Source organism: Streptomyces sp. HPF1205, from assembly GCF_020400825.1.
In the GTDB taxonomy this organism is placed as follows: Bacteria; Actinomycetota; Actinomycetes; order Streptomycetales; family Streptomycetaceae; genus Actinacidiphila.
On record NZ_JAINVH010000075.1, the window covers coordinates 1 to 7,258 of the forward strand.

The 7,258-nt window shown below is 70.3% G+C and carries 7 protein-coding genes; 1 reads left to right on the forward strand and 6 read right to left on the reverse strand.

Going from position 1 to position 7,258, the window contains the following annotated elements; genetic code table 11:
• Positions 1-53 precede the first annotated feature (53 nt).
• Positions 54-1,064: a carbohydrate kinase family protein gene (locus tag K7G61_RS35425; protein WP_225851268.1), complete on the forward strand. Its 1,011-nt coding sequence runs from the start codon at positions 54-56 to the stop codon at positions 1,062-1,064.
• A gap of 115 nt (positions 1,065-1,179) precedes the next feature.
• Here K7G61_RS35425 and K7G61_RS35430 read toward each other — a convergent pair whose 3' ends face one another.
• The 6 genes from K7G61_RS35430 to K7G61_RS35455 all read right to left on the reverse strand — a co-directional run.
• Complete coding sequence (locus K7G61_RS35430) at positions 1,180-2,130, reverse strand: aromatase/cyclase (protein WP_225851269.1); 951 nt, start codon at positions 2,128-2,130, stop codon at positions 1,180-1,182.
• 180 nt (positions 2,131-2,310) lie between these two features.
• A complete protein-coding gene (locus K7G61_RS35435) occupies positions 2,311-3,012 on the reverse strand; it encodes a bifunctional 2-polyprenyl-6-hydroxyphenol methylase/3-demethylubiquinol 3-O-methyltransferase UbiG (protein ID WP_225851270.1) in 702 nt (233 codons plus the stop codon).
• Positions 3,013-3,269: 257 nt separating this feature from the next.
• Positions 3,270-4,697: an MFS transporter gene (locus tag K7G61_RS35440; protein ID WP_225851271.1), complete on the reverse strand. Its 1,428-nt coding sequence runs from the start codon at positions 4,695-4,697 to the stop codon at positions 3,270-3,272.
• A 284-nt stretch (positions 4,698-4,981) separates the two neighbouring features.
• A complete protein-coding gene (locus K7G61_RS35445; protein WP_225851272.1) occupies positions 4,982-5,401 on the reverse strand; it encodes a helix-turn-helix domain-containing protein in 420 nt (139 codons plus the stop codon).
• A gap of 39 nt (positions 5,402-5,440) precedes the next feature.
• Positions 5,441-6,154, reverse strand: coding sequence for a ScbR family autoregulator-binding transcription factor (locus K7G61_RS35450; RefSeq protein WP_225851273.1), 714 nt, complete (start codon positions 6,152-6,154; stop codon positions 5,441-5,443).
• Positions 6,155-6,337: 183 nt separating this feature from the next.
• A partial coding sequence (locus K7G61_RS35455; protein ID WP_225851274.1) for a UbiD family decarboxylase occupies positions 6,338-7,258 on the reverse strand: 921 nt, incomplete at its 5' end.

Genomic DNA, 7,258 nt, shown 5'->3' on the forward strand with positions numbered 1-7,258 from the left:
CTGGGAGCGCACCGACCGCGTCGACGCGCTGCGCAAGGCCGCGGGGGCCTGAGATGCCCATCGCCGTCACCGGCTCCATAGCGACCGACCATCTGATGACCTTCCCCGGCCGCTTCGCCGACCAGCTGCTGGCCGACCAGCTCAGCCATGTGTCCCTGTCGTTCCTGGTGGACACGCTCGACATCCGGCCCGGCGGGGTCGGCGCCAACATCGCCTACGGCCTGGCCCTGCTGGGGCAGCGGCCGGTACTGGTCGGGGCCGCGGGCGCGGACTTCGGGCCGTACGGGGCGGAACTGGCCGCGGCGGGCGTGGAGCTGGCCTTCGTCCGCACGTCGGCGACCCGCCACACCGCGCGTTTCCTGTGCACCACCGACCAGGACGGCAACCAGCTCGCCTCGTTCTACCCCGGGGCGATGAGCGAGGCCGCGTCGATCGACCTCGCCGACGTGGTGCGCCGGCTGAGCGGCGCGGACGGCGTGGACGGCGTGGATCTCGTGCACGTGGGGGCCGACACCCCGGAGGCGATGCTGCGGCACACGGCCGCCGCGCGCGGTCTCGGCCTGCCGTTCGCGGCCGACCCCTCGCAGCAGCTCGCCCTGCTGGACGGCCCGCGGATCCGCGAACTCGTGGCCGGGGCCCGGTTGTTGTTCACCAACGAGTACGAGCACGCGCTGCTGCTCGGCAAGACCGGCTGGACCGGCCAGGAGGTGCTGGGCCGGGTGGGGACCTGGGTCACCACCCTCGGCGAGAAGGGCAGCCGGATCGCCGTGTCCGGTGAGCCGCCCGTCGAGGTCGCCGCCCTGCCGGCCCGGCTGACCGCGGACCCGACCGGTGTGGGCGACGCCTTCCGGGCCGGTTTCCTCGCGGCGACGGTGAGCGGGCTCGGCCCGGCGGACGCGGCGCGGGTCGGCTCCGCGCTGGCGACGGCCGCCCTGGAGAGCGTCGGCCCCCAGACGTACGGAATCGACCGCGCCTCGCTCCTGTCGCGGATCACCGCGGCGTACGGAGCCGGGTGCGGGGCCGCGCAGTTCCTCGCGGCCCTGCCCCGCCCGGCCGCGCGCTGAACCCCCTGCTCCGTCGCGGAGTCGGAGCGGGGTACGGCCGGCCGGTCCACCGCCGTGGCGCGACGGCGGCGGGCCGGCCGGCCCTTTTTCGTTGCTGCCGGCGGCCGACCGGCCGTCAGCTCCGCTTCTCGGCGTAGTCCTTGGCGTGCGCCAGGGTGGCCCGGCTGTTGGCGCTCAACGCCCCCTGCACATAAGCCTTCGCGTCCGCCGCACCCGCACCCGCACCCAGCACCCCCTCGATCCGCTCCGGATCGATCACCACCGTGTGCCGCGACGTCGCCAGCACACCCCCCGCACCATCCTCCGAGATCGTCCACAACCCCGTGTGCAGCGACAACAACGCCGGCAACGTCACCTGCTTGTACGCGATCGCGTGATACGGAAACGTCACACGGAACGACTTCGTCGTATGCGTCGAACCATCCCTGGCCACCGTGTCCATCTCCAACGACTGCAACCCCTCCCCGTCCTCCTCCAACCGCACCTTCGCCACATGCGGCAACCGCTCCGCCCACAACTGCGCCTCGTTCAAGAACGCGAACACATCACGCCCCGAACCCCCCACCCGCACACTGTCCTCGAACGAGAACGTCAGATCCCGCGCACCATGCGCCGCCTCCACATTCCGCTTCAACGCCTCCAACTCGGCGCGGGAGTCGCGGTCGAGGTCCCGGCCTATCCGGTCGAGGGTCCGCGGGTCGTCGTCGACGGCCCGGTACTCGTGCAGCAGGCGCACCAGGGAGCCGCCGTCCGGCAGCTCCTCGACGATCCAGGCACCGCCCAGCGACGCCACCGGGGAGACCGGCGCGGTCTGCTGGAAGTTGATGCGGCGCTGCTCGGGCTGCAGGATGCGGCGCAGGGTCCTGCGTTCGGCCACGCCGTCGACGACGGACCAGATGCGGATGTACTCGTCCTGCTCGTTCTTCTGCGCGTGGTCGACGTGGATGGTCGCGGGGAAGGTACGCGGCCAGTTCGCGATGTCGGCGATCAGCTCGTGGACGGCGTCGGGCGGGGCCGCCACCTCGATGGTGTGCCCGCCCTGGCGGGACGGGGAATGCGTCGCCATGTCCGGACTCCTTGGCTGTCGTGTCGGTCGTGTCGGTCGTATCCGTCAGACCGAATCAGTCGGATCAGTCGGATCGGTCGGATCGGCCGGATCGGTCGGGGACGTTCCGGGCAGAGGACGGCCCCCCGCCGCCTGGCCGGCGGCGGGGGGCCGTGGGTGCCGTGCGGGACCTGGAAGGGGTCAGACCCGCTCGGCCTCGATGAGCCAGGTGGGCACGTGGATCTGGTTCCGGTCGTCGGGGTTGGCGTCGACGCCGAACTTCTCGACGAAGACGGCCATGCTGGACTTCACACCCGAGAAGGAGCCCATCGTCATGTCGGTGATCTTCCAGCCGCCGTCGGCGATGGACTTCTTCAGCACGTCGTCCGGCACGGACATCGGGGCGGGCATGCCGCCGGGGACGTGGGCGAAGACCAGCATGTTCAGCCAGGCGCCCGGCTTGGTGGCCCGGTGCAGGGCCTCCAGGTACAGGGCCCGGTCGTCGGCGTCCAGGACGTGGTAGAGCGCGCTGTCCAGCACCGTGTCGAAGCGGTTCTCGTAACCGGTCAGCTTGGTCGCGTTCCCCACGAAGAACTCGATGTCGAGGCCCTTGTGACGCTCCTTCGCCAGCTTGATGGCGGTGGAGGAGGCGTCGAAGGCGGCCACCTTGTAGCCCTGCTGGGCGAGGTAGGCGGCGTTGTCGGCCAGACCGCAGCCGGCGTCGAGGACCACGCCGCGGTACCGGCCCCGGCGCTGGAACTCTATGGTCCCCGGCTGCGCCTCCTTGATGTCCCAGGGAACGCCCTCGGTGATGAGGCCGGGAACCAGTTCGCCGCCTTCGTACACGATGTTGAAGTCGACGGAACCGAGATCCACGTCCACCTGAGGCGCATTCTCGCTCATGCGTATCTCCTTCACTGTTTTTGGGAGCCGCTTTCCAGCGCACTTACATAATTACCGGTGCCACAACTACGGTAAAGATCTCCACTGTCAAGGTTGTGGCAAGTTCGTCAATTTGTCAGAGGGTTGTTCAGGAAGCGCAAAACCCCCTGGCTCCGGGCGCGCGCCCGTACGGGCGCTGCGATCAGGGCAGGGGGCACGGGACCGGCGCCGGGCGACAGGCCGGTCACGGTTGCGGAAAGGGATGACCCGGCAGCCGGTTATCCCACTGTCGCACCTTCGGTTTCGTCGGAGTTTTCCTGCTGCGGCTGCGGCGCGGCCTTCAGCATGGGCAGCATCAGCGACAGGACGAGCGCCGCCAGGATCAGGCAGTAACCCACCGTGAAAGCGTGGTGGTAGACGTGGGTCAGGGTGTGCTGCACCCGCGCGGGGTCGCCCCGGTCCGCCGCGACCTTCTGCGGAAGGCGGTGCAGGGCGATGGTCGCGGCCACCGCCAGGCCGAGCGCGCCGCCGAGCTCCTGGCTGGTGTTGATCAGGCCCGCGGCCAGACCGGCCTGCCGGTCCTCGACGCCGATCTGGGCGGCGATCTGGAGCGGCACGAAGGAGAAGCCCATGCCCGCGCCGAAGATCAGGTACGCCGGCAGGACACCGGAGGCGTAGCTCGCGTCGGAGTGCAGCCGCGACATCAGGAACAGCCCGGCGGCGCACAGCAGCAGGCCGACCATGAGCACGGGCTTGGCCGCGGTCTTGGTGACGAGCTGCGAGGCGATGCCCGCCGCGACACCCGCCATCAGCGCCTGCGGCACGTACGCCATGCCGGTCTTGATCGGGTCGTAGCCGAGCACCTGCTGCATGAACAGGCTCGCGAAGAAGAACAGGCTCACCACGCCGCCGAGGAAGAACACCGTCGCCATGTTCGCGGTCCTGAGCGTGTTCACCCGGAAGATGCTGAACGGCACCAGCGGGTCCCGCTTGCGCCGCTCCACGACGATGAACGCGATGAACAGGACGGGCGCGGCGATGAGTTCGGGCAGGACCCGCGCGGAGCCCCATCCGTAGCTGATCGCCTCGTCCAGGGCGTAGATCAGGAGCATGAGACTGCCCGTGACGAGGACCGCGCCCGGGATGTCGAAGGGCCTGCGCTCGCCCTGGCTCTCGGGCAGGATCCGCGGCGCCAGCAGCACGGCGACGACGGCGATCGGCACGTTGATGAAGAAGATCCACCGCCAGCCCGGGCCCTGGGTCAGCAGGCCGCCGAACACCACACCGGCCACGGAGGCGATGCCGGCCAGTCCGCCCCACACACCGAGGGCCTTGTTGCGCGCCTCGCCCTCGGCGAAGGTGACGGTCAGTGTGCTGAGCGCGGCGGGAGCGATCATCGCCGCGCCGAATCCCTGCACACCCCGGCACACGAAGAGCAGGACCGCCTCCTGCGAGCAGCCCCCCACCAGCGAGGCCAGGCCGAAGAGACCGAGACCGATCTGCAGGAGCCTGCGCCGGCCGAATGTGTCGGCCAGCCGGGAACCGAGTACGAGGCAGCCGCCGAGAATCGTGCCGTATGCCGTCACCACATAGGGAAGGTCGGACTGCGAGACTTTCAGGCCGTGTTGAATCGACGGTAACGCGACGTTCACGATCGACACGTCGAGGAACACCATGAATTGCGCCACGCACAGAAATGCCAGCACAAGTCCGGGGCTCCTGGGACCTGTCTGCGGGGGGGCCGGCGCATCCGCGGCCGAAGGCTGCATTGAACTTCTCCTCTGCTGGTTCATAGCGGCATCGCGACGCTAGCATCCCGCTACCTATAGTTACCTAGCAGAAAGTGCGGACACGGCCCCGGAAAGATCGGGGCTTCGCCCGGCCGGTCAAGTCCCGAACGGCTTCGTCAGGTCTTGGAAAAAGGAATACGGCCCCGCATCCGCCGGCAGCGGGGCCGGCGGCGGGGGCCGTGGGTCGGTCCGGGCCGCGGTCAGGGCACGGTGGCCGGGCGCCGCGCCGGGGTGGCGTCGAAGGACTCGCGGGCCTGCTCGATGAGTGCGAGGTGGGTGTGGGACCATTCCGCGAGCGTGGCGAAGATCGGCGCCAGGCTGCGCCCGAGGTCGCTGATCTCGTACTCGACCCGGGGCGGCACCTCGGCGTGGTGCGTGCGCACCACCAGGCCGTCCCGCTCCAGTTGGCGCAGTCGCTGCGTGAGCACCTTCGGGGTGATCGTGCCGATGCTCCGCTGCAGTTCCACGAACCGCTGCCGGCCGAAGGTGTGCAGGGTCCACAGGATGGGAGTGGTCCAGCGGCTGAAGACGAGTTCGACCACCGGGTCGATGGAACATGCGGCGCTGGGAACCGGCCCCAACCCGGGCGGTGGCGCCAGAGGTACGGCTGCTTCAGGCATGTCGCTCCTCGTGGGGTGGCACTTACTTCAGGTTAGCTACTATACGCCGGATCCCAGCTTTCCCGGCTGTGCGGCGCTCTCGGCCCACAGGATGCGCCGGGGCATCGACGGCGAGGCGGCGACGGCCTTCCCGATCACCTCCGGCCGGCCGGCCGGGTCGAGGAGGCCGGCGTTCGCCGGGGTGGACAGCGCGGGCAGGAACACCTCCCAGAAGCCGGTCAGGGCCATCTCGGTCCGCGGTTCCTCACGGTCGCGCGTCAGCAGACCGATCCCGCTGGTGGCGGTGACGATCGTGCAGGTCATGTCGGGCACCTTCGTACCCGGTGCCAACTCGCCCTTGTCCGCGGCCTCGAGCAGCAGCCGCTCCACGCCCTTGTACCACTCCTTGGCGAGTACGCGGCCGCCCTGGCGGCTCACGTCGTCGCCGAGCAGCAGCCCGGCCCTGGCCACCACGTCCCAGCGCAGGATGAGCAGCAGCGCGTGGGTGATGTCGGCGAGCGACTGGAGCGTGCTGACGCTCTCCCGGTGCGCGATGTGCGCGGCCCGGGTGAGGATCGCGCCGGCCTCCGCCTCGACGGCCTCGGCGACGGCCGCCTTGTTGGCGAAATGGAAGTGCAGGGCGCCCGGGCTCACCCCGGCTCCGCTGCTGATGTCCTGTAATTTGGTGTGGGCGTACCCGAACCGGTCGAAGATCCTCGCGGCCGAGCGGATCAACGCACCGCGGGTGCGGGCCGCGCGCTCCTGCTGTACCACTTACGTGCCCCTTCCTATGACGTCGCCTGCGATGCGCCCATGGGCCGTGCCGCCCGGCGGACACCACCCGGCAGTCCATGTCTACCGGCTGTAACGGGGAAGAACCAGAGGCAACGAACCGGCCATGGCGGGAGGTTCGGGGCACGCGGGGGACGTGGGGCGTCCGCCCCACGTCCGGTGACCTCACCCCGTCGTCGCCTCCCTCGGGTAGCCGTAGGCGTGCCAGTTCTCGACGACGTACCGCCGCAGGTCCTCCGGCCAGCCGTGCGCGAAGTCGGACGCCGTCGGCCGCTCGTCCACCGGGAACCGGTCGGCGACCAGGCAGTTGTGGACGACCTTGGTGGCGTGGTAGCTGAGCCGCTCGTGCCCGTCGAGGTAGATCGGCAGGATGTTCTGCGGCTCGCGGGGGAAGTGGACCTCGCCGTGCTCGGGGTGCGCGCGGCTGGCGAACGCCCAGATCACCTGCCGCGGGTCGGAGATGTCGATGTCGTTCTCCACCAGCAGCAGTTTGGGCACGCCGAACGCGAGCTTGCCCGCCCCGAACACCACCTCGCCGACGCGCCGCGCCATGTCCCGGGACGGCAGGCCGGTGCGTTCGTGCCAGTCCGGGGCGAGCGACACCACCCACCAGTGGTTGGCCGATTCCAGCACGCCCCAGCAGGCGGCGACCGGGACGCCGGCCTGCCGCAGGACGTGCGTCATCTCGGCGGCGTGCGGCATCCCCCAGCCGGTGTGGTCCTCCTCGACCGGCGCCCCCGCCACGGCGACCGGCAGGATGGCGTCGTCGCGGTGGGTGACGGCGGTGACGTGCAGGACCGGCTTGGGCGAGGAGTTGCTGCGGTCCACGTAGCCGGGGTACTCGCCCATCGGCCCCTCGGCGGCGGTGTCGGTGTGCGACACATACCCCTCGATGACGATCTCCGCGGTGTCGGGTACGAGGAGGTCGACGGTCTCGGCGCGCACCATGCGCAGCGGTTCGCCGAAGTAGGCGCCCATGTAGTGCGACTCGTCCTCACCCTCCGGCAGCGGCATTCCGCCGACGTACGGCAGGCCGGGCTCCACGCCGAGCGCGACGGCGATCGGCATCGGCTCGCCGCGCTCCTC